This is a genomic window from Paraburkholderia largidicola, from assembly GCF_013426895.1.
Lineage (GTDB): Bacteria > Pseudomonadota > Gammaproteobacteria > Burkholderiales > Burkholderiaceae > Paraburkholderia > Paraburkholderia largidicola.
This window is the reverse complement of record NZ_AP023174.1, coordinates 1-23,960: the sequence shown is the minus strand read 5'-3', so window position 1 is coordinate 23,960 and position 23,960 is coordinate 1. Positions and strand designations below refer to the sequence as shown.

At 61.4% G+C, this 23,960-nt stretch carries 22 protein-coding genes and 1 tRNA gene; 5 read left to right on the top strand and 18 right to left on the bottom strand.

Translation table 11 applies throughout. The features are described 5' to 3' along the window. Positions 1–33: 33 nt before the first annotated feature. Together PPGU16_RS00115 and PPGU16_RS00110 are read right to left on the bottom strand one after the other, a co-directional pair. Positions 34–900 carry a patatin-like phospholipase family protein gene (locus tag PPGU16_RS00115; RefSeq protein WP_035987230.1) on the bottom strand — a complete coding sequence of 289 codons (867 nt, stop codon included), beginning with the start codon at positions 898–900 and terminating at the stop codon, positions 34–36. 53 nt (positions 901–953) lie between these two features. Beyond that, positions 954–1,358, bottom strand: a complete 405-nt coding sequence (locus PPGU16_RS00110) for a PaaI family thioesterase (protein ID WP_035987232.1) — start codon at positions 1,356–1,358, stop codon at positions 954–956. Between the two features lie 209 nt (positions 1,359–1,567). Between PPGU16_RS00110 and PPGU16_RS00105 the strand changes: the two genes are divergently transcribed. Next, positions 1,568–1,643: transfer RNA gene (locus tag PPGU16_RS00105), tRNA-Lys, on the top strand. A gap of 71 nt (positions 1,644–1,714) precedes the next feature. Here the strand turns inward: PPGU16_RS00105 and PPGU16_RS00100 are convergent. From PPGU16_RS00100 to PPGU16_RS00055, 10 genes are all read right to left on the bottom strand, one after another. Next, the gene (locus PPGU16_RS00100; RefSeq protein WP_180721172.1) at positions 1,715–1,984 is read right to left on the bottom strand and encodes a DUF4148 domain-containing protein; all 270 of its coding nucleotides are present in this window, start codon (positions 1,982–1,984) and stop codon (positions 1,715–1,717) included. 171 nt (positions 1,985–2,155) lie between these two features. Continuing rightward, on the bottom strand, positions 2,156–2,989 hold the full coding sequence (locus tag PPGU16_RS00095; protein ID WP_180721171.1) for an anti-sigma factor family protein: 834 nt from the start codon (positions 2,987–2,989) through the stop codon (positions 2,156–2,158). Then, positions 2,986–3,504, bottom strand: a complete 519-nt coding sequence (locus PPGU16_RS00090) for an RNA polymerase sigma factor (RefSeq protein ID WP_180721170.1) — start codon at positions 3,502–3,504, stop codon at positions 2,986–2,988. Before PPGU16_RS00090 ends, PPGU16_RS00095 begins: the two co-directional genes overlap by 4 nt. Before the next feature lie 145 nt (positions 3,505–3,649). Further along, on the bottom strand, positions 3,650–4,387 hold the full coding sequence (locus PPGU16_RS00085; RefSeq protein WP_180721169.1) for an anti-sigma factor family protein: 738 nt from the start codon (positions 4,385–4,387) through the stop codon (positions 3,650–3,652). Between the two features lie 162 nt (positions 4,388–4,549). Beyond that, positions 4,550–5,341 (bottom strand): ABC transporter substrate-binding protein, encoded by a 792-nt coding sequence (locus PPGU16_RS00080; RefSeq protein ID WP_180721168.1) that lies wholly within the window; start codon positions 5,339–5,341, stop codon positions 4,550–4,552. A 31-nt stretch (positions 5,342–5,372) separates the two neighbouring features. Continuing rightward, entirely contained in the window at positions 5,373–6,215 is an 843-nt protein-coding gene (locus PPGU16_RS00075; RefSeq protein WP_180721167.1) for a carbon-nitrogen hydrolase family protein, read from the bottom strand. 10 nt (positions 6,216–6,225) lie between these two features. Next, complete coding sequence (locus PPGU16_RS00070) at positions 6,226–7,380, bottom strand: pyridoxal phosphate-dependent aminotransferase (RefSeq protein WP_180721166.1); 1,155 nt, start codon at positions 7,378–7,380, stop codon at positions 6,226–6,228. A 337-nt stretch (positions 7,381–7,717) separates the two neighbouring features. Further along, positions 7,718–9,109: an ATP-dependent RNA helicase DbpA gene (gene dbpA / locus PPGU16_RS00065; protein ID WP_180721165.1), complete on the bottom strand. Its 1,392-nt coding sequence runs from the start codon at positions 9,107–9,109 to the stop codon at positions 7,718–7,720. 17 nt (positions 9,110–9,126) lie between these two features. Continuing rightward, entirely contained in the window at positions 9,127–9,312 is a 186-nt protein-coding gene (locus PPGU16_RS00060) for a hypothetical protein (RefSeq protein ID WP_007581925.1), read from the bottom strand. Between the two features lie 437 nt (positions 9,313–9,749). Next, positions 9,750–10,757 (bottom strand): helix-turn-helix domain-containing protein, encoded by a 1,008-nt coding sequence (locus tag PPGU16_RS00055; protein WP_180722502.1) that lies wholly within the window; start codon positions 10,755–10,757, stop codon positions 9,750–9,752. A gap of 355 nt (positions 10,758–11,112) precedes the next feature. Here PPGU16_RS00055 and adh point away from each other — a divergent pair, with 355 nt between their 5' ends. After that, positions 11,113–12,633 (top strand): aldehyde dehydrogenase, encoded by a 1,521-nt coding sequence (adh, locus tag PPGU16_RS00050; RefSeq protein ID WP_180721164.1) that lies wholly within the window; start codon positions 11,113–11,115, stop codon positions 12,631–12,633. Positions 12,634–12,713: 80 nt separating this feature from the next. Then, the gene (locus tag PPGU16_RS00045) at positions 12,714–13,109 is read left to right on the top strand and encodes a DUF779 domain-containing protein (RefSeq protein WP_131240925.1); all 396 of its coding nucleotides are present in this window, start codon (positions 12,714–12,716) and stop codon (positions 13,107–13,109) included. 47 nt (positions 13,110–13,156) lie between these two features. Here PPGU16_RS00045 and eutC read toward each other — a convergent pair whose 3' ends face one another. The 3 genes from eutC to eat all read right to left on the bottom strand — a co-directional run bounded on the left by eutC (position 13,157) and on the right by eat (position 16,811). Further along, positions 13,157–13,948, bottom strand: coding sequence for an ethanolamine ammonia-lyase subunit EutC (eutC, locus tag PPGU16_RS00040; protein WP_180721163.1), 792 nt, complete (start codon positions 13,946–13,948; stop codon positions 13,157–13,159). After that, positions 13,945–15,339, bottom strand: a complete 1,395-nt coding sequence (locus PPGU16_RS00035) for an ethanolamine ammonia-lyase subunit EutB (RefSeq protein ID WP_180721162.1) — start codon at positions 15,337–15,339, stop codon at positions 13,945–13,947. Before PPGU16_RS00035 ends, eutC begins: the two co-directional genes overlap by 4 nt. A gap of 68 nt (positions 15,340–15,407) precedes the next feature. Beyond that, positions 15,408–16,811 carry an ethanolamine permease gene (gene eat / locus PPGU16_RS00030; RefSeq protein WP_180721161.1) on the bottom strand — a complete coding sequence of 468 codons (1,404 nt, stop codon included), beginning with the start codon at positions 16,809–16,811 and terminating at the stop codon, positions 15,408–15,410. A gap of 277 nt (positions 16,812–17,088) precedes the next feature. Between eat and PPGU16_RS00025 the strand changes: the two genes are divergently transcribed. Further along, a complete protein-coding gene (locus PPGU16_RS00025) occupies positions 17,089–17,964 on the top strand; it encodes an AraC family transcriptional regulator (protein WP_197986835.1) in 876 nt (291 codons plus the stop codon). 9 nt (positions 17,965–17,973) lie between these two features. Further along, the gene (locus tag PPGU16_RS00020; RefSeq protein WP_405031786.1) at positions 17,974–18,246 is read left to right on the top strand and encodes a hypothetical protein; all 273 of its coding nucleotides are present in this window, start codon (positions 17,974–17,976) and stop codon (positions 18,244–18,246) included. A 92-nt stretch (positions 18,247–18,338) separates the two neighbouring features. Here the strand turns inward: PPGU16_RS00020 and gyrB are convergent, their stop codons facing one another. The 3 genes from gyrB to dnaA all read right to left on the bottom strand — a co-directional run bounded on the left by gyrB (position 18,339) and on the right by dnaA (position 23,860). Continuing rightward, a complete protein-coding gene (gene gyrB / locus PPGU16_RS00015) occupies positions 18,339–20,810 on the bottom strand; it encodes a DNA topoisomerase (ATP-hydrolyzing) subunit B (protein ID WP_180721160.1) in 2,472 nt (823 codons plus the stop codon). A gap of 113 nt (positions 20,811–20,923) precedes the next feature. Then, entirely contained in the window at positions 20,924–22,027 is a 1,104-nt protein-coding gene (dnaN, locus tag PPGU16_RS00010; RefSeq protein WP_180721159.1) for a DNA polymerase III subunit beta, read from the bottom strand. Between the two features lie 258 nt (positions 22,028–22,285). Further along, a complete protein-coding gene (dnaA, locus tag PPGU16_RS00005; RefSeq protein ID WP_224028515.1) occupies positions 22,286–23,860 on the bottom strand; it encodes a chromosomal replication initiator protein DnaA in 1,575 nt (524 codons plus the stop codon). Positions 23,861–23,960: the final 100 nt, after the last annotated feature.

Here is a 23,960-nt window from a genome sequence, read left to right as displayed (position 1 = left end):
CCGCGCGGGCCGCAGCGCCTTTAAGTACGCATTTCAGTCGTGCGCAGCGGCGTCGAGCAGTTCAGGCACGCGTTGTAGAAACTGCTCGCCGTCCACACGGCCGAGGTTGTACGCGTGCTGCATCTGCGACGGACTCGTGTAGTCCCAGCTCGAAATCGGCACCTTGCGGGACGGCTGCACGTACAACCGCTGTTGTGTGCCATGCGGTACGACGAACATCTGCGGACGCGGATAGATACGCGTCACCATCACCAGCACATTGCCGGGCGCCGGATCGAGCGCGCCGACGGGCACATTGTCGACCATCCCGCCATCCAGCACGGGACGCCCATTGCGTCGCAGAACCGGCGTGAACGGCGGCGTACACGATGACTGCAGAATCAGGTCCGCGAGTTCCTCGACGCTCGCGCAATCCTGCGCGCGAACGAATTCCGGATGGAAGCCGAGCGACTGCCCGAGCGTCGGATGCAGCGTCTTGCGGATGTATTTTTCGATGTTGTAGGCGATCAATCCTGCGGCAACCGCGCTGCGCGCGCCGAGCCAGCGCGGTACATGCGACACGCCGATGCGGATCTCCGGTGCCTTCGCCAGTTGCGCGAACTTTTCGCCATAGATGTCGAGCAGCGCCTGCCGGTAGATCCGGTAATGCGGAAACACCGATTCGCCGCGCAGCAGATTGCCCCAGTAGGCGTTCTTCGTGTTGTTGCGCAGCGCGGTTTCGTAATAGCGCATCACCCAGTCGGCGTCGCGCGTATAGAGCATGCAGGCCGTGGCCGCGCCCGCCGAGATGCCCGTGATCACGCGCGGCTTGATAGCCAGTTCCGGCTGGACCACGTCCCAGAATCCTGCTTGCCACCAGCAGCGATTGCCGCCGCCGGCGAATACGACCTGATCGAACATCCGTTGCTTCCTTCGATTGCCGCGGTGCGGGTTCGCGCCGTCGACGGGCGCGCTCAGTTGAGCAGCGCGTAGGTGGTGGTGGCGTGGACGGCCATCTTGCCGTCGTCGTCGGTCAGCTCGACTTCGCCGAACACGAGATTGCGGCCCATGCGCAGTACGCGCGCCGTGATGACCACGTCGCCCTTGCGAACGGCGCGCATGAAGCTGATGTTCAGCGAGACGGTGGTCATCGGCTTGAACCCGCCGAGCGCGGCTGAAATCGCGACGACCATCGCCGTATCGGCGGCTGCCATGAAGACCTGGCCGCAGATCACGCCGCCGCTGTGCCGCAACTCGCCGGAAAACGGCAACCGCAGCGTCGCGCTTTCATCGTCGACCTTGACGGGCGTGAGCGACAGCGCGCGCACCCATGGCGCGAGCACGCGATCGAGCAGTTCCCGGACTTCGGTTTCGTCCATCATGATTTCCCGTTGAAGCCGCGCGGAAGGCCGCGCGGCATGGTTCGCGACATGATACCGGGACGAACGCCCGTGCGCTTCGATGGTGCTTTCGGTGGATGCTGGCGCGGCAGTCCTTCTGGGGTGGTGTGCTGCCGCATCTTTTTTTAAGAAATTTGCGAGGAGCTCTTGCCAAGCAAGAAAAACTCCTGCATAATTTCGCTTCTGTTGGGGCGTTAGCTCAGTTGGTAGAGCAGCGGACTCTTAATCCGTAGGTCGAGTGTTCGAGTCACTCACGCCCCACCAAAGAATTCGAAGGCCGGTCAAGCGAAAGCTGACCGGCCTTTTTGTTTTGGCGCAGCGCGCCGAACACAACTTCAATTCCCCGACACGGCCGCATCCGAAGCCGCCTTGGCCATCTTGTTCGCACGTTCCGCTTTGGCAAGCGCCTGCTTCTTCAGATATTCGACCGTGCCTTGAAAGGCCGGACTCACATCGGGATACGAAGCATCCGTGACGAAGTTCAATCCATTCTGCTGAGCTTCGATCAACTCCTGATACACCTCTGCGCGCGTCTTGCCCTGCGCGAAGACATTCGTCGAACCGAGTGCAGCGACGGAGACAGCCAGCAATGCGAGCATCTTCATTTCCAACTCCTTTGAAAACGTGCGGTACGCATAGTGACGAACCACGCGACGTTGCAATCTATTCCCACTCGCCACACTAAAAAATAAATATGGATATCTAACTATTCAGGCGCAAAACAAAAGCGGCCACATCCGAAGATGCAGCCGCTCAACGTCACAGCCTCAGCAATATCAACCCGGCGTCGCCCCAGTCAACTGCGCATACACATCATGCGCAATCTGCAACATCACCTTGCGGTCAATACCACCCGACACCGCATAGCCAAAATCGCCATCGACCCAATAGAAAACGTTCACAGGCCCTTCCTGATAGAGCTTGAACGCCGTCGTATTCGCATTCACCTTGCGATGAGAAATGCAAAGCGTCACGCGCTCGCCGTTCGCGTTGTGATACATGAACTGCGCAACGGGACCGTCGTCGCCGGGCAAGATGCGGCCGCCCGCAAGCTCGAATCCGGTTTTGGTAAGCATCGGCGGATGCACGTCGGTGCCGAGCTTGTTCGCGAGGTACTGCACGAAATCCTGCTCGTGGTCCTCGCCGATCTGCGCGGGACGATCGACAGCAGGCATGTACACGACATGCGCCAACGCCGCCTTCCGCGCGAACACTTCCGAAGCGTCCGCGCTCACGGGCCGCGTACTCGACGTGACCGACGGCGCACTCGCCCACGGCGCAGCAACGTCCTTGCCCATGTTCGTACCGACGCCAATGCCGATGCCCAGCACCAGCGCCGCCGCCATGCCCGCGTACTGCGGCCAGTTCGCGGCGCTGAGCCAGCGACGCTTTTCGGGCATCCGCAAGCGCGCCGGCACAGGCTCGCTCAACACCCGGTCATAGCGCTCATGAAACATGTTGTTCAGCGAAAAGTAATCGCTGACGCGCGCTGCCAGCGCGGGATTCAGTTCGATCGCGCGCTCGACCTCTTCACGGCGCTCGTCGGACAGCGTGCCGTCCACGTACGCATGAACGTCTTCTTCGCTGATGGGAGTCAGTTGATCGCTCATCGCACCACCTTCAGTTTCGCGCCGGGCTGCGCGCCCGCCATCAATGCGCGCAAGCGCTCCCGTCCACGCGAGAGCCTCGACATCACAGTACCAACGGGGATGTCGAGCGCAATCGCAACCTCGGCGTAACTCATTTCCTCTAGCCCAACCAGCAGGACGACTTCGCGCTGATCGGCGGGCAGACGCTGCAACGCGTAATCGAGGTCGCGCACTTCGAGCGAACGCGTCTGCTCGCCCGACACCGCAAATTCGCTTTCGACAATGCTCTCGTCGTCCACCGAAACGTGAACGGCGCGCGTCGACGACTTGCGCACCTGATTGACGAACACGTTGTGCATGATCGTGAAAAGCCATGCGCGCAGATCGGTTCCCGCCTGGAACATCTTCGTGCGGGTGAGCGCGCGTTCGAGCGTGTCCTGCACGAGATCGTCCGCGAGATCGCGATTGCTGATCAGCGCGCGCGCATAGCGGCGCAATCGCGGCACGTGATCCATCAACTCGTTACGGATGTCCATTTGCTCTACCCATCAGATATCGCGTGGCGCGCATTTCGGCGCGCGCGTCGCCTCTTGAAGCAGAGAACACAACCTGCTGTATTTTATTCCGCTTTATTTCGCCGCAACCGGGCAACGGCGTGCAAATAGACAAGCCGTGCATTTGCTAACGGATCGTCAATGCATCGGCGGCACGCATCAGACCGTGTGTCGTCGCCTTTCCGGCGAGCACGTAGCGCCGCCCTTTCACCGTCCACGACAGCAACCGTACCTCGCCGATGCGCTGCGCCGCCCAGTGCGGCTGGTCCGTCGCAAATGGCGCTCGCGCCGAAAGCAGCACGACAGCTTCGCCATCGGCATTCCGGTAATCGAGTATGTCGATGCTCGCCAACGCATTCGGATGACGCGTCTTTGTCGCAACCAGCTTCAGCCCTAAAGGCGCCAGATCGACAGCGTTCGGGTCAGCAGGCGCAGCCTGCGGCACAGCAGCAGTTTGCTGCCCCGACTCGCGCATCAGCGCCATGACGGCTGCGGCGTCGAGCATGTCCGGCGACACGCGCGACGCGAAAAACCAGCCGCTCGCGGACAGAACCACGAGCACCAAGCCGAGCAGCGCGACGCCGATGCGCCGCACGATGAACCTGCGCATCGCCGATTTGATATCGACGGTCCGTTTTCGATCACCAGCCGGCGCCCGACTGCGTTGCGGCAACGCGCCTTCAAATGCGCCGCGCATCTGCATGTTCAACTGCCGGTAGAACGCAATCCGTTCGGCCTCGCCGGGTCGCGCGCCGAGATACTTCCGCACGCGCGCCGCCCGATCCGGCGGCAGATTGCCATCGGCGAAGGCCTGCATGTCCGCTTCGGTAAGCGGCGTGTCGGACGGTGGGTGGGTGCGGGACATGATCGTCGGTCGTGCAAATATCGGGCTCTTGCTGCGCTAACAGGCGCTTTGCAGCCTTTATTCCATCCGCTTTCGACGATTCATTCATCAGATGTTAAGCAAAAAGAAACGCGCCGCATGACGAAAGCCATGCGGCGCGTTGCGCGATGCAGCGAAGGGACGTTACTTCGGCGAAACGTCGATATTGCCGAAGTATTTTTCCGCGAGCGTCTTGACCGTGCCGTCCGCCTGCACTTTGGTGATCGCCGCGTTCAGCTGATTGCGCAGCGCGGTGTCGCCTTTGCGAATGCCGAACGCGACGCCGCTGCCGAGAATCTTGTCGTCGCGCACTGCCTGACCGACGAATGCGAAGTCTTTGCCGTCAGGACGCGACAGGAAGCCCGTCTGGCCCGCCGGCGCCAGCACGAGGGTCGCATCGAGCCGGCCCGCGACGAGATCGGCATAGACCTGGTTCTGATCCTGATACGGCACGACGTTGACGCCAGCGTTCTCCCAATGCGCCTTCGCATACGTTTCCTGGATCGACGCCTGCAACACGCCGACGCGCTTGCCCTTCAGCGACTCCGGCGTCGGCTGCAGTCCGCTGTCCTTACGCGCGATCAGTTGCGTCGGTACGCGGTAGATCACGTTGGTGAAGTCGATTGCCTGACGGCGCTTTTCCGTTGCGTTCATCGCCGAGTTGATCGCGTCGAACTTGCGGCCCTGCAGCGCCGGGATCAAACCGTCGAACGACGTTTCGACCCAGCTGCATTTCAGGTTCGCCGTCTTGCAGACAGCGTTGCCGATATCGATATCGAAGCCCTGCAACTCGCCATTCGAACCTTTCGATTCGAACGGCGGATATTGCGCCTCGAGGCCATAGCGCAGCGACGTCGCATCGGCAGCCATCGCCGACGCCGTCGCCACCGATGCGAACGCGCACGCCAGCATCAGCAGATTCTTCACAAGCTTCATATCGATCTCCTTCCCCTATGTTCAATGCGGTTCAACGCACGTCAGACGGCGTGGCGATGCGCCGATGCGTGAGCACCGGCAGACGGTTGCGCGCTTCATCGAGCGCGCTTTGTGTCAGCGTCGCGAGTGCGATGCCGGGTTCGTCGTCATGCCGCGCGAGCACTTCGCCCCACGGCCCGACGATCATACTGTGGCCAAAAGTCCGCCAGCCGTTCGAATGCGTGCCGCACTGGCCGGACGCGAGCACGAAAGCCTGGTTCTCGACGGCTCGCGCACGGAGCAGCAGCTCCCAATGCGCGAGGCCTGTGGTGTAGGTGAATGCGGCGGGCACGGCGATCACATCGGCGCTGGGTCCCGCGCGATACAACTCGGGAAAGCGCAAGTCGTAGCACACCGACAGGCGCAGCGTGCCGAACGGACCTTGCGCCGTGCCGATGCTGTCGCCGCCGACCATCGTGTCGCCTTCCGCGTGCTGCTCCGCGCCCTGGTTGAAGCTGAACAGATGGATCTTGTCGTAGCGCGCCGAGCACTGCCCCGAGGGATCGAACACGAGCGACGTGTTGTACGCATGCGTGCCGGCCTGCGGCCCATGCGACGGCCGGATCGGCACCGTACCGCCGATCAGCCACGCGCCCGTCTCGCGCGCAAGGTCGGAGAGCGCCTGCTGAATCGGACCATCGCCGAATGCTTCGGCAAGGGCCACGCGCTGCATTTCGTCGTCGCCGATCCAGCAGAAGTATTCGGGCAAACAGATGAGCGTGGCGCCGTCGCGCGCGGCCTGATGTACCCACCGACGCGCTTCGCCCAGATTCTGCTGGACGTCCGCGCTGCTGCTCATCTGCACGACGGCTGCCTTGATCGATTCCTGCATCATCGCGTGTCCCTCAGATTGAACGCAAACGACGCGCGCCTTCGATCAGCGTCTCGTCGTCCTTCGAAAAGCTCAGGCGGATCAGGCCGGAATCCGTGCCGTCCGTGTAGAACGCCGACAGCGGAATGGTCGCGACCTTCGCATCGCGGATCAGGCGCAACACGAAGTCGCTGTCGCTCTCATCCGAGAAGCCGCGAAAACGCGCGAGCATGAAGAAGCTGCCTTCGCTCGGCAGCAACTCGAAGCGCGACTCGCTCAGTTCGCGTGCCAGCAGATCGCGCTTGTGCTGATAGAACGCGGACAAGCCCAGATAGCTTTGCGGATTCGACAATGCTTCGACGAACGCATACTGCATCGGCGTATCGGCGGAAAACACCATGAATTGATGGACCTTGCGGATCTCGTCCATCAGCGCAGCGGGCGCGAGGCAATAACCGACGCGCCAGCCCGTCACGTGATACGACTTGCCGAACGACGACACGATCACGCTGCGTTCCGCGAGTTCGCGATGACACGCCATGCTGTGATGCTTCGCGCCGTCGAACACGACGTGCTCATACACTTCATCGGAAAGAATCACGATATCCGTGTTGCGCGTGACGGCCTTCAGGCGCTCGATATCGGCATCGCTGAAAATCGTCGCCGTCGGGTTGTGCGGCGTGTTGACGATGATCATCCGCGTTTTCGGCGTGATGGCCGCGGACACTTCGTCCCAGTCGACGCGGAAATCGGTGGAAGACAGCTTGATCGGGATAGGCGTCGCGCCTTGCAGACGCACGATGGGCGCATAGCTGTCGAACGACGGCTCGAAGTAGATCACTTCGTCGCCGGGATGCACGAGCGCGCTGATCGTCGAATACAGGCCTTCGCTGGCGCTGGCGATCACGGTCACTTCCGTCGACGGATCGTAATGCACGCCATACAGCGTTTCGACCTTCGCCGCGAGCGCCGCGCGCAATGCGCCGATACCGGCCATCGGCGCGTACTGGTTGTGACCGGCGCGCATGGCTTTGGTCACGCCATCGACGAGCGCTTCGTCGGGCGAAAAATTCGGCGCGCCCTGTGACAGGTTCAGCGCATTGTGTTCGGCGGCCAGTTGGCCGATCACCGTGAAAATCGTCGTGCCGACGTCCGGCAATTTCGAGCGGGCTTGCAAAGCGCTCTGCATGAGATTCCTCCTTCTCGCTGCAAATCGGCGGGCCACGCGTCAGGCGTCGGTCCCGTTCAGTTTGAACGATTAGGCAACAACGCACGCATGAGAACAATCGAAAGTTTGTCATGCGCGGCATGCGTTTCGCTCATGCGCGCGGCAATGGGAGGCCACGCGCACGATTGGCGCAAACCGGCTTGCTCTTCAGCACCAATGTGAAATGCAGATGCCGGCAGGGTAATCCCGCAGGCATGAACAGGAGTGATGCCTCATGGTTTGAGGGCATTCGTATGACGTTTTACGCAGAAAGCGAAGGCGACGGCAGCACGCGCGCGCCGCCTCGCGCCCGCCGCGCTCACTCGTCCATCAGCCGCACTTTCACCTTCTTGCCTTTCACCTTGCCCGCACTGAGCTTGCGCAATGCGTCACGCGCAATACCACGCTCGACGGCAACATAAGTCGAAAACTCCGTCACGTTGATCTTGCCGATCTGCGCGCCGTTGAAACCGGCTTCACCCGTCAGTGCGCCCAGCACATCGCCGGGACGGATCTTTTCCTTGCGGCCGCCGAGAATCTGCAGCGTTTCCATAGGCGGCAGCAGCGGCTCGTCGCTCGCCGCCTTCAGTTCGGCCAGCGGACGCCATTCGACATCGCGCCCTTGCGCCTCTTCGATGCCCCCCACGCGTCCCATTTCGTTCATGCTCGAGAGACTCAGCGCCCAGCCCTCCTGATCCGCGCGGCCCGTGCGGCCGATCCGGTGCACGTGCACTTCCGGGTCCGGCGTTACGTCGACGTTGATCACGGCTTCGAGTTGCGCAATGTCCAAGCCGCGCGCGGCGACGTCGGTTGCGACGAGCACTGAGCAGCTGCGATTCGCAAACTGGATCAGCACCTGATCGCGCTCACGCTGATCGAGTTCGCCATGCAGCGCGAGCGCGTGGAAACCTTGCGCGCGCAACACGTCGAGCAGATCGCGGCACTGGTTCTTCGTGTTGCAGAACGCGATCGTGCTCACGGGGCGGTAGTGATTCAGCAACAGGCCGACGGCATGCAGACGCTCGTCTTCCGTCACTTCGTAGAAGCGCTGGCGGATCTTGCTGTCGTCGTGCCGCTCTTCGAGCTTCACGTCCTTCGGGTTGCGCAAGAACTGCTGGCTCAGCTTCGCGATGCCCTCGGGGTACGTCGCCGAGAACAGCAGCGTCTGCCGCTCTTTCGGACATTGACGTGCGACCTTGGCGATATCGTCGAAAAAGCCCATGTCAAGCATGCGGTCGGCTTCGTCGAGCACGAGCGTGTTGAGCGCGTCGAGCGACAGGCTGCCGCGCTCAAGATGGTCCATGATGCGCCCGGGCGTGCCGACGACGATATGCGCGCCATGCTCGAGACTCGCTGTTTGCGGACGCATCGGCGTACCGCCGCACAGCGTCAGCACCTTGATGTTCTCTTCCGCGCGCGCGAGACGCCGGATTTCCTGCGTCACCTGATCGGCGAGTTCGCGCGTCGGGCACAGCACCATGGCTTGCACGTCGAAACGGCGCGTGTCGAGCCGCGACAGCAGCGCGAGTGAAAACGCTGCCGTCTTGCCGCTGCCCGTTTTGGCCTGCGCGATCAGATCCTGGCCGGCGAGCGCGATCGGCAGGCTGGCGGCCTGAATGGGCGTCATCTCGGCGTAGCCGAGTTGCGTGAGATTGGCGAGCACCGCTTCGGAAAGCGGCAACTCGCTAAAAGGACGAACCTTGTTTGTCATGTGATTTCGATGTGGGCTTAGTTGTACGGGCGACCTTCGATCTGCTCGTAGACGATCGTGCCGTCATCGGCGTCGAATCGTTCGACATAGTTGCGCGCGCCGCACATCGGGCAGCGAAACAGCAAACCCTGCCCTTCGTTCTTGATGACGACGTCGGACAGTTCCCACTGCGCGCCGCAGCTCTGGTTGATGCAAGTAAACACGGTGATCTCCAGCTTGAGTCATCCGCGCGACATCTCCGTACGCGCAGAGGCCTTTTGATAATAGGTTTACCTGTATGTATACGTAGTAACAGTTAACAAGCGAACTGCTTTTCTGTGGATAACACAGGTTTACCGAAACGAATCAGCGTTTTGCCGGACGCATAACCGCATGGGGTCAGTGTGCGTACCGGATGAAGTTCGATGAACAACTTTTTCCGCTCGTGCGCGAGCGTCGAGTTACCCCGTTTACGTCCACATCGAGTCCACACGCGTTTCACCCCGCTGTCCTTCCGGTTATCCACAGGTCGCTGTGGACACCTTCAGACAGGCCGGAACGCGTGTCGTTTCGTCGATGAGGATGGTGGGTCGGGCGGCGAGACAGGGCCGCGCATGCCGCAATTCTAGCGGATGCGCCAATCCAGCCAGGCGATCAGCCGTTAGTGAGCCAGTAGCGCGCTGGTCGGAGAGTGGACCGTTTTCAGGGTTTCAGAGGGACGAACGCCGAAAAGCTTGCGATAGTCGGTGGCGAACTGGCTCAAATGCCAGAAGCCCCACGCAGCCGCGACGTCCTGCACCGTGCGCTCGCCGGGCGCTGCGCCACACAGGTCGCGGCGCGCGCCGTTCAGGCGGATCGCGCGCAGATAGCTCGCGGGCGCAAGGCTCAGCACGTCCTGAAAGCAGTATTGCAGCGTGCGGCGGCTGACGTGCAGATGCTCGCACAGTTCCGGCACGCCGACAGGACGGTCGCGATTCGCGAGCACGTAATCGCGCGCCTCGGAGACGATCCACTGCCTGCGCGGACGTGCGGGAATCGCGATAGGTTCAAGCGATGTCGTTGCGCACAGATCGAACAGCGAAGAAAGCACCGACGCTTGCAGATTGCGCCGCGCGCGCTCCGACAGCGCGGCGTTGGCCGCGTCGTCGAGCATGCCGGCGAGGAGCGCGCAGAAGCGCGCCTTGCTTTGCGTGTCGATGGGAATGACGCCGGTTTGCGCGGCCTGGTCGATCAAATCGGCGTGCTCGACGAATTCCGCATGCCGATGCAGCACGTCGCCGCGCACGACCACGCCGAAAATCGCGTAACCGCCAGGCGTCAGCAGTTCGAACTCGACGCCGCCGCGCTGAAAGGCGAGCGAGTCGCGGCTAATCGGTTGCGGGCCGATGCGGCCGACACTCTGATCGTCGGCGGGAATGCCGAACCAGCAGGCGTCGGGCGGGACTTCGCACGTCTGCCGCAACGTCTGGCTGGTCGTCTCGCAGAACACGTGCATGTCGTCGAGATGCAAGCCCGTCAGCCTCCCGACGAAGCGGCCCGCCGTGAGCTGATCGTAGGTCTGGGTCCAGCCGTGAAGATTGCGCGCCTGCTCATCGGCGTCGTGCGCGACGCTCGTTTCGAATCGGCACGCGGCCGCTGGCGGCAACGGCGAAGAAAGATCGGTCGTCATATGGGCGTCGATGATGAACATGCACCTGCATGCGACATTGAACTAACGGGCGTAAAGCGACGCAAGTCCCATGCCGATGGGATCGCCACATAGTGCGCCGATGCAACGCGCCGCCCTGTTCATTCGATGAACACTCGTGTTTCGAACTGCTCATGGATGCAACGTCATCCCGATGCCCACCCGCGCCCGAAAAACGACGTGCATCGCGACAGTGCTGCGTGCACCGGCATTGTCCAAAGTCGCACGCCCGTTGGCACGCTTCTGGCGATAAGGACACCCGGCAGCGGAATAGCGCCAAGCCGGGTGATATATCCAATCGAATACATCGACGTCCGATCATGTGAGGAGCACACAGATGAATCACGCAGAGATGAAGTTTCTGACAACCGAGTTCCCGTTCAAGAAGCAGTACGCAAATTTCATCGGCGGAGAGTGGGTGAAGCCGGTTGGCGGTGAGTACTTCGACAACATCTCGCCGATTACGGGCGAGCCGTTCACGTCGATTCCGCGTTCGCGTGAAGCCGACATCGAACTCGCGCTGGACGCCGCACATCGCGCGAAGGCCGCCTGGGGCAAGACATCGACCACCGAGCGCGCCAACATCCTCAACAGGATCGCCGACCGCATGGAAGCGAACCTGCAGCGCCTCGCGGTCGCGGAGACGATCGACAACGGCAAGCCGCTGCGCGAAACGATGGCGGCCGACATTCCCCTCGCAATCGATCACTTCCGCTATTTCGCAGGCACCGTGCGCGCGCAGGAAGGCGGCATTTCGGAGATCGATCACGATACGGTCGCGTATCACTTTCATGAGCCGCTCGGCGTGGTCGGTCAGATCATTCCGTGGAACTTCCCGATCCTGATGGCCACATGGAAGCTCGCGCCCGCGCTCGCGGCAGGCAATTGCGTCGTGCTGAAGCCGGCTGAACAGACGCCCGCTTCGATCCTCGTGCTGCTCGAACTGATTCAGGATCTGCTGCCCGCGGGCGTGCTGAATGTCGTCAATGGTTTCGGTCTCGAAGCGGGCAAACCGCTCGCGTCGAACAAGCGCATCGCGAAGATTGCCTTCACGGGCGAAACGACAACGGGCCGCCTGATCATGCAGTACGCGAGCCAGAACATCATCCCCGTGACGCTGGAGCTTGGCGGCAAGAGCCCGAACATCTTCTTCGCCGACGTGCTCGACAAGGACGACAGCTTCTTCGACAAGGCGCTCGAAGGATTCGCGATGTTCGCGCTGAATCAGGGCGAAGTGTGTACCTGCCCGTCGCGCGTGCTGATCGAAGAATCGATTTACGACCGCTTCATGGAGCGCGCGGTGAAGCGCGTCGCCGCGATCCAGCAGGGACACCCGCTCGACTCGAAGACGATGATCGGCGCACAGGCTTCGCAGGAGCAACTCGAAAAGATCCTGTCGTACATCGATCTCGGCAAGCAGGAAGGCGCGCAATGCCTGATCGGCGGCGAGCAGAACAAGCTCGACGGCGAACTCTCAAAGGGCTATTACGTGAAGCCGACCGTGTTCCGCGGTCACAACAAGATGCGCATCTTCCAGGAAGAAATCTTCGGACCGGTCGTTTCCGTGACGACGTTCAAGAACGAAGAAGAAGCGCTGGAGATCGCCAATGACACGCTCTATGGCCTCGGTGCCGGCGTCTGGACGCGCGACGGCACGCGCGCTTATCGCTTCGGCCGCGAGATCCAGGCGGGCCGCGTGTGGACGAATTGCTATCACGCGTACCCGGCGCATGCGGCGTTCGGCGGCTACAAGCAGTCGGGCATCGGACGTGAAAATCACAAGATGATGCTCGATCACTATCAGCAAACGAAGAATCTGCTGGTCAGCTATAGCGACAAACCGTTGGGCTTCTTCTGAGCGTAGTGCTCCTGTTGGGCGGATCGCGCGATGCGGTTCGCCCTTTTTTCCCAGCGGATCAAGCCAAAAGAGGAAGCGCGATGAGCGAAGAAGGCGTTGCGCGTGTCGTGGCAACGGATGCGGCGGTCAAGCTGATCCAGCAGTTGAGCGCCGAGCACGGCCCGATTATTTTTCATCAGTCGGGCGGATGTTGCGACGGCAGCGCGCCGATGTGCTTTCCGTCGAATGAATTCATGGTCGGCGGATCGGATGTGAGGCTCGGCGAGATCGCGGGTGTGCCGTTTTATATGAGCGAATCGCAATTTGAGTACTGGCAGCACACGCAGTTGATCATCGATGCCGTGCCGGGCAACGGCGGCATGTTTTCACTGGAGCGGCCGACGGGTCTGCGCTTTCTGACGCGCTCGCGCCTGTACAGCGATGAAGAGAACGCGTGGCTCGAGAAGCATCCGGTGAGTAAAGCCGACGCTGTTTGATGTCGATGTTTCGAGTGCCCAAACGCTGTGTGCGTCTGGGCACTTTTCTATTTCTTCGAGCCGTCAGGAATAGCGGACGCAGCTTCTTCGGCCTGAAGCAGCGCGTCGCTGTCGTCCTTCAAGCCGACGCCCGTCAACCCCAGACGTCGCGCGTGCGTCAGCAGATAGTGCAGCTTATGCGCGGCCGCTTCGTAATCCAGTCCTTCCGGCCGCACGTTTGAAATGCAATTGCGCTGCGCGTCACTGCATCCCACTTTCGGCGCATACGTCAGATAGATGCCGAGGCTATCCGGCGAACTCAGCCCCGGCCTTTCGCCGATCAACATCACGACGAGTTTCGTCTTCAACAACTCGCCGATCTCATCGCCCAACGCGACACGCGATTGACGCGCCACCACGACGGGTCCGATCTTCCAGTCGGTGAGACGCTTCGTGATCGCTTGCAGGAATGGAATCGATTGCTTCGAAGCGGCGAACGCGGATAAGCCGTCGGCGATGACGAAGACAACGTCGGGCGCATCATTGGCCGCCGCCTGGCTTAGCGCGTCGCGGCTATCATCGGACAGGCGCCGCCCCATATCCGGACGCCGCAAGTAATGCGCGCGATCCGGCGCGGCACTATGCACATCCAGCGACGTGAAGCCGTGCGCGCGCAACTGTTCGTGCAACACGTCGGCGTCGAGCGGATGGTGCACAGCATCGCGCGCCTGCGCGTGTGACAGATTGAACGCGAGCAGCGGTGCAGTCGGCAGGCTATTGCCCGCGCGGCCCAATGCGATGCGCGCATTCGTGAACGCACGCAATGCCTGCCACGCATTTTTTTCGATCGAGTCGCTCATGCAATGCCCATCCATTCGCTCGCGCCTTCGAGCAACGGCTGACGCGTCGGCGCATTGAGCAGCGCACCGCGCGGATCGGTGATCTGCATCGACTCCAGCCACTCTTCGAACTCGGGCGCGCGACGCAAACCCAGCACGTCGCGCACATACAGTGCGTCATGGAACGACGTGCTCTGGTAATTCAGCATCACGTCATCCGCGCCGGGAATGCCCATGATGAAATTAATGCCCGCCACGCCGAGCAGCGTCAGCAGATTGTCCATGTCGTCCTGATCGGCTTCCGCATGATTCGTGTAGCAGATGTCGCAGCCCATCGGCACGCCGAGCAGCTTGCCGCAGAAGTGATCTTCGAGGCCCGCGCGCGTGATCTGCTTGCCGTCGTACAGATACTCGGGGCCGATAAAGCCGACTACGGTGTTCACCAGAAACGGATTGAACTGACGCGCGACGGCGTACGCCCGCACCTCGCAGGTCTGCTGATCGACGCCATGGTGGGCATCCGCCGACAGCGCACTGCCCTGCCCCGTCTCGAAGTACATCACGTTGTTGCCGACCGTGCCGCGCTCGAGCGACAAGGCCGCTTCATACGCTTCCTGCAACAGCGCAAGCGAGATGCCGAAGCCCGCGTTCGCCTTCTCCGTGCCTGCGATCGACTGGAATACGAGATCGACGGGTGCGCCCTTCTCTATCGCCGCAATCGTGTTGGTGACGTGCGTGAGCACGCAGGATTGCGTCGGCACCTGATAGCGCGTGCGGAAGTCGTCGATCATCATGAGCAGCTTCGTGATTGCGGAGAGACTATCCGACGCGGGATTGATGCCGACCATCGCGTCGCCGCAACCGTACATCAAGCCGTCGATCATCGATGCGGCGATGCCCTTCACGTCATCCGTTGGATGATTCGGTTGCAGCCGCACCGACATGTGGCCCGGCAAGCCAATGGTGTTGCGAAAACGCGTGACGACGGGCCGCTTGCGCGCCGCGAGAATCAGATCCTGGTTGCGCATCAGCTTCGATACGGCCGCGACCATCTCGGGCGTGAGCCCTTTCGTGATGCGCGTGAGCGCCGCTGTATCCGTCGCGCTCGACAACAGCCAGTTGCGAAACTCGCCCACCGTCAGATGCGAAATCTCGGCGAACGCTTCAGGCGAATGCGTATCGACGACGAGGCGCGTGACTTCGTCGCTCTCGTACGGAACCAGCGCTTCGTTCAGGAACGTGCGCAGCGGCACGTCCGCGAGCGCCATCTTCGCGGCGACACGCTCTTCCTCGCTCGCCGCCGCGATGCCGGCGAGCTGGTCGCCGGAACGCAGCGGGCTCGCCTTCGCCATTAGCGTCTTCAGATCGGCAAAACGATACGTGCGGCTGCCGATTGTCTCCGTGTAGCTCATGTCGTGTACTCCAGCGCCGCAGCGACTGCGCGGCTTGTTGCAGGTACGCCAGTGCGTCTACAGCGTGGTCATTCTTCGAGCAAGGCATCGGCGGGGGCGACCTCGCGTTGATGGCGCGTCATCAGGAAGTAGCCGTAGCCGAGCGCGATGAACGCGGCGAACACCAGCGCGACGAGCAGATTGAAGTAGATCATCGTCGCCAGCGAAATCACTGCGGCCACCAGCGCGAACGCCGGAAAGTACGGAAACAGCGGCGCGCGGAACGGACGCTCCATATTCGGGTCGCTGCGGCGCAACTTGAAGAGCGACAGCATGCTGATGATGTACATCACGATAGCGCCAAATACCGACATCGTCACGATGTTCGCAGTCAACGTCTGGCCGCCGAACTGGATCAGCTCGTCGCTATAGATCGCCGCGATGCCGACCACGCCGCCTGCGAGGATCGCGCGATGCGGGGTCTTGAAGCGCGGATGCACTTTCGACAGCCACTCGGGCAGGTATCCGGCGCGCGCCAGCGCGAAGATTTGCCGCGAGTAGCCGAGGATGATGCCGTGGAACGACGCGACCAGGCCGAACAGTCCGAGCCAGACCAGCATGTGCATCCAGCCACTGTTTTCACCGACGATGTATTTCATCGCTTGCGGCAGCGGGTCGTTGATGTTGGAGAGCTTCGTCCAGTCGCCCGCCGCGCCCGCGAACACCATCACGCCGATGGCCAGCACGACGAGCGTCAGGATGCCCGTCACGTAGGCGATCGGGATCGAGCGCTTCGGGTTCTTCGCTTCTTCGGCGGCCATCGCGACACCTTCGATCGCGAGGAAAAACCAGATCGCGAACGGAATTGCGGCAAACATGCCGTGGAACGAGCCCATGCTGAACGTATCGGAGCCGGCCCAGCCGCCCTTCGTGAAGTTCGACCACTGGAAGCCCGGCGAGACCACGCCCATGAACACCAGCAGTTCGAAGATCGCGAGCAGCGTCACGCACAGCTCGAACGCCGCCGCGATCTGCACGCCGACGATATTCAGCGCCATGAACACGAGATACGCGCCCATCGCCGCGTGCTTCGGCTCGAGGCCAGGAAACTGCACATGCAGATACGCGCCGATCGCGAGCGCGATCGCCGGTGGCGCAAACACGAACTCGACGAGTGTCGCGGCGCCCGCGATGTAGCCGCCCGTCGGGCCGAACGCGTGGCGCGCATAGGCGAAGGGGCCTCCCGCGTGCGGAATCGACGTGGTGAGTTCGGTGAAGCTGAAAATGAACGTCGTGTACATCGCGGCAATGAACAGCGCGGTGATCACGAAACCGAGCGTGCCGGCGCTCGCCCAGCCGTAGCTCCAGCCGAAATACTCGCCGGAGATCACGAGGCCGACGGCGATGCCCCAAAGCTGCCAGGTGCCGAGCGTCTGCTTCAGTTCGTGATGCGTCACGGCGCCTTTGTGTTGGGTTGTCGACTCTGATTTCATCTGAGGCTCCCTTGTTGAAGTTGCCGGCTGATCGGCCCGCGTGGCTGACCCACGGAATGGTCCTTTTGGCGGCGGCATCTGGCGATGGTAGGAAGCCATTAATCGAGGTGTTATCGAAAATCGGCAAAAGTTAGATTGGATTGTTTATTTTGTTTCGTCGAGTGCCGGGTTAAGTCGATGCTGAATATGCGCGGCGATTGGCGGGCAGCAGCCGCGAAAAATCCGCAGGATTTGGTAAATCGCCGCGTGCTATCGTGTTTTTATCGATCCCTTTCCAATGCTTGCCATGAACGATATCGGTTATCGCGCGCGCTACGCCGCGCGGCTCGCGCGCGTGCTCGACCATATCTACGATCACCTCGACGAGCCGCTCGATATCGACCGGCTCGCCGGGATTGCGTGTCTGTCGCCGTATCACTGGCATCGGATCTATCAGGCCATGTACGGCGAAACCCTCGCGACGACCGTGCGCCGGCTGCGTTTGCATCGCGCGGCCGGCTATCTCGCGAATGGGTCGATGCCGATTGCCGAGATCGCCGAGCGGTCCGGATATAGCAGTTTGCAGTCGTTCACGCGGACGTTCAGCGCCGTCTTCGGCGTGCCGCCCGCACTGTATCGGAAGGCCGGAACCCATATCCGGTTCCGGCCGTCTCTTGCGGATTCAGGAGTGTGCCAAATGACGATGAGAGATGTGGTGATACGCGATATCGAGGGTTTCGACGTGGTGAGCGTCGATCACGTCGGGCCGTATATGCAGATCGGCAAGGCGTTCGATACGCTGATGGGATGGCTGGCTTCCCGTGGGCTGCTGTCGAACGAGATGCGGATGATCGGCATTTACTACGATGATCCGACGGCGGTGGCCGAGGGCGAGTTGCGGTCGAAAGCGGGCGTGTGGCTGCCGCGTGCTGTGGATGTGTCGGGCGATGGGCTGGTCAGCGTCACGTCGATCGCCGGCGGCAGGCATGCCGTGTTGCGGCATAAGGGGCCCTACGCGGATATGGCGTCGGCGTATCAGTGGCTTTACGGCGAGTGGCTGGTTAATTCGGAACATGAGGCCGCCGACGCGCCTGTGTTCGAGGAGTATTTGAACAATCCGAAGGAAACCGCGCCGGCGAATCTGCTGACGGATATCTGCTTGCCGGTGGTTTAGGAATGGATCGTGCTCGATTGCGATGTTCTGCTGCTGTCGGACGTGGGTGCGAGCATGAAGCGGTATCGGGATTTGAGCGGCCAGTCGGGTGTCGTGGCTTACGAGGTATCGGATGACGCGATCACCGTGAAGTTTCGTGACGGTGACGTGTATCTATACGACTACGCGACCACGGGACGGCGGGAAGTCGAGGAGATGAAGCGGCTTGCCGTCGCAGGGCAAGGTTTGTCGACTTTTATCTCGCGGGTGGTGAAAGAGCGGTACGCGCGCAAGTGGTCTTGAGTTTTCTTAGACCATAAGAAAACTCCAACCGGTGACGGTTGGAGTTTTTGTTGGTGCCTGGCTGATTTGGTGCGTGGTGATGATGACGACACTCAAACGTCGATATTCCCCGCCCGCAACGCATTCGACTCGATGAACGCACGACGCGGCTCGACTTCATCGCCCATCAGCGTCGTAAAGATGCCGTCCGCCGCGATCGCATCTTCGATCTGCACACGCAGCAAGCGGCGCACGTTCGGATCCATCGTCGTTTCCCACAGCTGTTCAGGATTCATCTCACCGAGACCCTTGTAGCGCTGCTTCGAAACATTCCGCTCGGCATCGGCGATCAGCCATTTCATCGCGCTCTTGAAGTCGCCGACAGCCATGCTCCGCTCGCCGCGCTTGATGACCGCGCCTTCGCCGATCAACCCCTTGAACGTGTTCGCCGTGTTCACGAGTTGCTGGTAGTCGGCCGTGAGCTGGAACTCTTCGTCGATGACCGACACCTTCACGTTGCCGTGATGACGACGCTCGACGCGCAGCGAACGCAGTTCGCGCACCGGATCGTACATCGGGATCACATTGACCTCGGGCTTGAGCGGATCGTCGCGCAGCTTGGCCTGGAGCGCAGCGGCCGATGTTTCCGTCGACTGCTCGCTCGACAGATCGATCGTCACGCCATCCATCACCGCGCCAAGCGCCGCTTCGTCGTACAGCCTGCTCAGACGATCCACGACGCCCTGCGCCAGCAGATAAGAACGAGCCAGCTCGCCCAACGCATCGCCGGCAATCGGCGTCGTGCCTTCAGACGGAATCAGTTCAGACCCGTTCAGAGCCAGACGCAGCATATGTGCGTTCAACTCCGCGGTGTCCTTCAGATAACGCTCGTCCTTGCCCGCCTTCACCTTGTACAGCGGCGGCTGCGCGATATAGATATAGCCGCGCTCGATCATCTCCGGCATCTGACGGTAGAAGAACGTCAACAGCAACGTACGGATGTGCGCGCCGTCGACGTCCGCGTCGGTCATGATGATGATGCGGTGGTAACGCAGTTTATCGAGGTTGTAGTCTTCCTTGCCGATGCCGCAGCCCAACGCCGTAATCAGCGTGACGATCTGTTCCGACGACAGCAGTTTGTCGTAACGCGCCTTCTCGACGTTCAGCACCTTGCCGCGCAGCGGCAGAATGGCCTGGAATTTTCTGTCACGGCCCTGCTTTGCCGAGCCGCCTGCCGAGTCACCCTCGACGATGTAAATCTCAGACTTGGCAGGATCTTTCTCCTGGCAGTCTGCCAGCTTGCCCGGCAGTCCGACGCCGTCCAGCACGCCCTTGCGTCGCGTCATTTCACGCGCCTTGCGCGCTGCGTCGCGAGCACGCGCGGCGTCGACGATCTTGCCGCAAATGATCTTCGCGTCGGTCGGCGTTTCCAGCAGGAATTCTTCGAGCGCCTTCGCGACCACGTCTTCCACAGGCGCGCGCACTTCGGACGAGACCAGCTTGTCCTTCGTCTGCGAACTGAACTTCGGCTCCGGTACCTTCACCGACAGCACGCACGACAGCCCTTCGCGCATGTCGTCGCCGGATGTTTCGACCTTCGCCTTCTTCGCGATTTCGTGATCGATGATGTACTTGTTGATCACGCGCGTCATGGCCGCGCGCAGACCCGTCATGTGCGTGCCGCCGTCGCGCTGCGGAATGTTGTTCGTGAAGCACAGCACGTTCTCGTTGTAGCTGTCGTTCCACTGCATTGCCACTTCGACGCCCACGCCGTCCTTCTCACCGACGATATGGAAAATGGTCGGATGCAGCACGGTCTTCGTCTTGTTGATGTACTCGACGAAGCCCTTCACGCCGCCCACGAATGCGAAATCGTCTTCCTTGCCCGAGCGCTGATCCGTGAGACGAATCCGTACGCCGTTGTTCAGGAACGAGAGTTCACGGATGCGCTTCGCGAGGATGTCGTAGTGGTATTCAACGTTGCCGAAGATCGTCTCATCGGCCATGAAGTGCACTTCAGTGCCGCGGTTTTCCGTATCGCCAACAACGGGGATCGGCGACAGGCGTTCGCCGTCCACTTCTTCGATCACGCGGTTTTGCGGCACGCCACGGTGGAACTCCATGAAGTGCTTCTTGCCGTCGCGACGCACGACGAGGCGCAACCACGACGACAGCGCGTTCACGCATGAGACGCCCACGCCGTGCAGGCCGCCCGACACCTTGTAGCTGTTCTGGTCGAACTTGCCGCCCGCGTGCAGCTCAGTCATGACGATTTCAGCGGCGCTGCGCTTCGGATCGTGCTTGTCGTCGCGCTTGACGCCCGTCGGGATGCCACGGCCGTTGTCGGTCACGGAAATGGAGTTGTCGGCGTGGATGATGACCTGAATGTCGTCGCAATGACCGGCGAGTGCCTCGTCGATCGAATTGTCGAGCACCTCGAACACGAGGTGATGCAGACCGGTCCCGTCCGACGTATCGCCGATGTACATACCCGGCCGCTTGCGCACGGCCTCCAGACCTTCGAGGATCTGAATGGACGAGGCGCCGTAGCTGTTATCGGGTTGCGAATTGTTCGTATCAGTCATGGATTTCTTCCGGATCTGCGTTACTGCTTCGTTACTGCTCGGAGCTTTTCAAAACACCATAAAAACACCAAAGGGGCGCTGCGCCCCTTGGTGTGTTCTTCGTGTTGGACGCGTCAGATGCGCATCGGCATCACCACGTATTTGAACTCGTCGTTCTCGGGAATCGTGATCAACGCGCTGGAACTCGCGTCGCCGAGGCTGATTTCCAGCATGTCGACCTTCAGGTTCGCGAGCACGTCGAGCAGGTACGTGACGTTGAAACCGATGTCGATGCTGTCGCCCTGGTAGGGGATTTCGAGTTCTTCCTGCGCTTCTTCCTGGTCCGCGTTGGTGGACATGATCTTCAGCTGGCCGGGCTCGACGATGCAGCGCACGCCCTTGAACTTGTCCGAGGTGAGAATGGCCGCGCGTTGCAGCGAACGTTGCAGCTCTTCGCGGCCGATCACGAAGGTGTTCTTGTGCGACTTCGGAATCACGCGCTGGAAGTCGGGGAACTTGCCTTCGACCAGCTTCGACACCAGTTCGACGCCGCCGAACGTGAACTTGACCTGCGTCGGCGCGATGTCGATCTTGAGGACATCGTCGATGTCTTCGAGCAGACGTTGAAGTTCGAGAATCGTCTTACGCGGGATGATCACTTCCTGGCGCGCAAACGAGCCTTCGATCTTCATCGACGAAAACGCGAGGCGGTGACCGTCCGTGGCGACAGCCATCAACTGATCGCCGTCGACCACCAGCAGCATGCCGTTCAGGTAGTAACGGATGTCCTGCTGCGCCATCGCGAAGTGGACCATGCCGAGCAGCTGGCGGAACGTTTTTTGGGGAACCGCGAGGTTCGCGCCGAAGTCTTTAGCTTGAGCGACGGTCGGGAACTCGTCGGCCGCCAGCGTCTGCAATGCGAAACGGCTTTTGCCGGACTGGACCGTCAGGCGCTTGTCGTTCAGGGTGAGCGTGACTTGCCCGTCGGGCATCGCGCGCAGAATGTCGAGCAGCTTGCGTGCCGCCACCGTCGTGGCCACCGAGTCACCGCCGACACCGAAGTCGGCGCGCGTGGTGATTTGCAGTTCGAGGTCGGTGGACAGGAACGAGACGTCCGGGCCGTTCTTGGTAATCAGCAAATTGGCGAGGATCGGCAACGTATGACGGCGTTCGACAATGCCGCTCACGGTTTGCAGCGGCCTGAGGAGGTTATCGCGTTCGGTCTTGACCAGTTGCATAGAGTTCCTTCGTTGATGTGACGGCCTGCGCGCCTTGCCCGGCAGTATTGAAGCGCGCGGCCCCGGCCCCCCGCCGGCGCGGTACTGCGCCAGTCACGGCGTTTGAATCCCGCCCGCTTTTGCCGGGCGGTTAAACCTGTATTGTGCCTGAAAATGGAAGCACTTCCCTAAATTGGGGGTGGCTTGCGCAATAAACAGATCGAATTTTCCGACCGTTTCGAGGAAACCTTCGACCTGATCGGGCCCCCTAACCCTGTCTCAACCCTTCAGCGTCTGCTCCAGCACGTGAAGCTCGTGATTGAGCTGTGCGTCCTTGCCGCGCTCGTCGGCGATCTTGCGCACCGCGTGCAGCACCGTCGTGTGGTCGCGCCCGCCGAACAGCTCGCCGATCTCCGGCAGGCTCTTCTGCGTCAGTTCCTTGGCCAGATACATCGCGATCTGACGTGGACGCGCGATATTGGCCGGGCGCTTCTTCGAATACATGTCGGCGACCTTGATGCTGTAGAAGTCGGCCACCGTTTTCTGGATGTTTTCCACCGAAATCTGCCGGTTCTGCACCGTCAACAGGTCTTTCAGCGCTTCCTTGGTCAGTTCGATGGTGATTTCGCGGCCGTGGAATTTCGAGTACGCGAGAATCTTGCGCAGCGCGCCTTCCAGTTCGCGAACGTTCGAACGCAGGTGCTTCGCGACGAAAAACGCGACGTCCTCATTCAGATTCACGCCTTCCGACTGCGCCTTGCGCATCAGAATCGCGACGCGCATCTCAAGCTCGGGCGGTTCGATTGCGACGGTCAGGCCGGAATCGAACCGCGAGATCAGACGGTCGTCGATACCTGAGATTTCTTTCGGATAGGTATCGCTGGTGATGATCACCTGCGCCTTGTTCGCAACCAGCGCCTCGAACGCGTAAAAGAATTCTTCCTGCGTACGGGATTTGCCCGAGAAGAACTGAATATCGTCGATCAGCAGCAGGTCGAGCGAATGGTAGTAGCGCTTGAAGTCGTCGAATGCCTTGCGCTGATACGCCTTCACCACGTCCGACACGTACTGTTCCGCATGGATGTAGCGGATGCGCGCGCCAGCCTTGTCCATCAGCAGCTGGTTGCCGATGGCGTGAATCAGGTGAGTCTTGCCGAGGCCCACGCCGCCGTACAGGAACAGCGGGTTGTACGAGATGCCGGGATTGTCGGCGACCTGAATCGCGGCGGCCCGCGCCAGCTGGTTTGCCTTACCGGTCACGAAATTGTCGAAGGTGAGCACGGGGTTCAGCTTCGAACGCTCGTACATCGAGTCGCTTTCGCCGTTCGCGGCCGTCGCAGCCGCGCCTGGACGCCACGTGCGGCGCGCGGCGGCAGCTTCGTTCGCGTCGAGGCTGGGGAGATCGAGGTCGGCTGCATCGTCGGTCAGTTGCGCGGCGTGCGTGTGCGCGCCGAGGCCCGCCAGCGCGCCGCCAGCGCTCGAACCGCCCGCGCGCGACGCGTGAGCCGCCTGTACGGCGCCGACTGCCGCGTCGACGGCTGCGGCCGCGCTGCGCGCGCCCATCGGCGCTGGCCGCGACGGCGCGGCAGGCGCCGAGCGCACGCCAGCTTTAGGATCGAGGACGAACTGGACGTCGACGGGCGAATGCCAGAAGTCACGCGCGAGATCGGTGATACGGCCGGAAAACTGGCTCTTGACCCAATCCAGCTTGAAACGGTTCGGCGCCGCGATGCTCAGGGTATTCGCATCGGCGTCGAAGGCGACCGGGGCCAACGGTTTGATCCACGTCACGTACTGCTGGGGCGTCAATTCACGCTCCAGCAATGCGGAACAGTGTTGCCAGAATTCGTTCATCAAGTTGCTGTCGTTATGGTTGCGACGCGACCCGCCGGCGCTCTGATCGCGGGATACGCGACGAGGCCCGAAGCAGCCAGGCGGAAAAGCCCCAGACGCT

Excerpts from the sequence above, each read along its gene's own strand:
- PPGU16_RS00095 (WP_180721171.1), bottom strand. The coding sequence starts at position 2,989 with ATGAGCGATCAACTGACTCCCATCAGCGAAGAAGACGTTCATGCGTAC.
- PPGU16_RS00115 (WP_035987230.1), bottom strand. The coding sequence starts at position 900 with ATGTTCGATCAGGTCGTATTCGCCGGCGGCGGCAATCGCTGCTGGTGG.
- gyrB (WP_180721160.1), bottom strand. The coding sequence starts at position 20,810 with ATGACTGATACGAACAATTCGCAACCCGATAACAGCTACGGCGCCTCG.
- eutC (WP_180721163.1), bottom strand. The coding sequence starts at position 13,948 with ATGAGCGACTCGATCGAAAAAAATGCGTGGCAGGCATTGCGTGCGTTC.
- eat (WP_180721161.1), bottom strand. The coding sequence starts at position 16,811 with ATGAAATCAGAGTCGACAACCCAACACAAAGGCGCCGTGACGCATCAC.
- PPGU16_RS00035 (WP_180721162.1), bottom strand. The coding sequence starts at position 15,339 with ATGAGCTACACGGAGACAATCGGCAGCCGCACGTATCGTTTTGCCGAT.
- PPGU16_RS00025 (WP_197986835.1), top strand. The coding sequence starts at position 17,089 with ATGCTTGCCATGAACGATATCGGTTATCGCGCGCGCTACGCCGCGCGG.
- PPGU16_RS00100 (WP_180721172.1), bottom strand. The coding sequence starts at position 1,984 with ATGAAGATGCTCGCATTGCTGGCTGTCTCCGTCGCTGCACTCGGTTCG.
- adh (WP_180721164.1), top strand. The coding sequence starts at position 11,113 with ATGAATCACGCAGAGATGAAGTTTCTGACAACCGAGTTCCCGTTCAAG.
- PPGU16_RS00080 (WP_180721168.1), bottom strand. The coding sequence starts at position 5,341 with ATGAAGCTTGTGAAGAATCTGCTGATGCTGGCGTGCGCGTTCGCATCG.
- PPGU16_RS00090 (WP_180721170.1), bottom strand. The coding sequence starts at position 3,504 with ATGGACATCCGTAACGAGTTGATGGATCACGTGCCGCGATTGCGCCGC.
- PPGU16_RS00110 (WP_035987232.1), bottom strand. The coding sequence starts at position 1,358 with ATGGACGAAACCGAAGTCCGGGAACTGCTCGATCGCGTGCTCGCGCCA.
- PPGU16_RS00055 (WP_180722502.1), bottom strand. The coding sequence starts at position 10,757 with ATGACGACCGATCTTTCTTCGCCGTTGCCGCCAGCGGCCGCGTGCCGA.
- dnaN (WP_180721159.1), bottom strand. The coding sequence starts at position 22,027 with ATGCAACTGGTCAAGACCGAACGCGATAACCTCCTCAGGCCGCTGCAA.
- dbpA (WP_180721165.1), bottom strand. The coding sequence starts at position 9,109 with ATGACAAACAAGGTTCGTCCTTTTAGCGAGTTGCCGCTTTCCGAAGCG.
- PPGU16_RS00075 (WP_180721167.1), bottom strand. The coding sequence starts at position 6,215 with ATGATGCAGGAATCGATCAAGGCAGCCGTCGTGCAGATGAGCAGCAGC.
- PPGU16_RS00070 (WP_180721166.1), bottom strand. The coding sequence starts at position 7,380 with ATGCAGAGCGCTTTGCAAGCCCGCTCGAAATTGCCGGACGTCGGCACG.
- PPGU16_RS00085 (WP_180721169.1), bottom strand. The coding sequence starts at position 4,387 with ATGTCCCGCACCCACCCACCGTCCGACACGCCGCTTACCGAAGCGGAC.
- dnaA (WP_224028515.1), bottom strand. The coding sequence starts at position 23,860 with ATGAACGAATTCTGGCAACACTGTTCCGCATTGCTGGAGCGTGAATTG.
- PPGU16_RS00045 (WP_131240925.1), top strand. The coding sequence starts at position 12,714 with ATGAGCGAAGAAGGCGTTGCGCGTGTCGTGGCAACGGATGCGGCGGTC.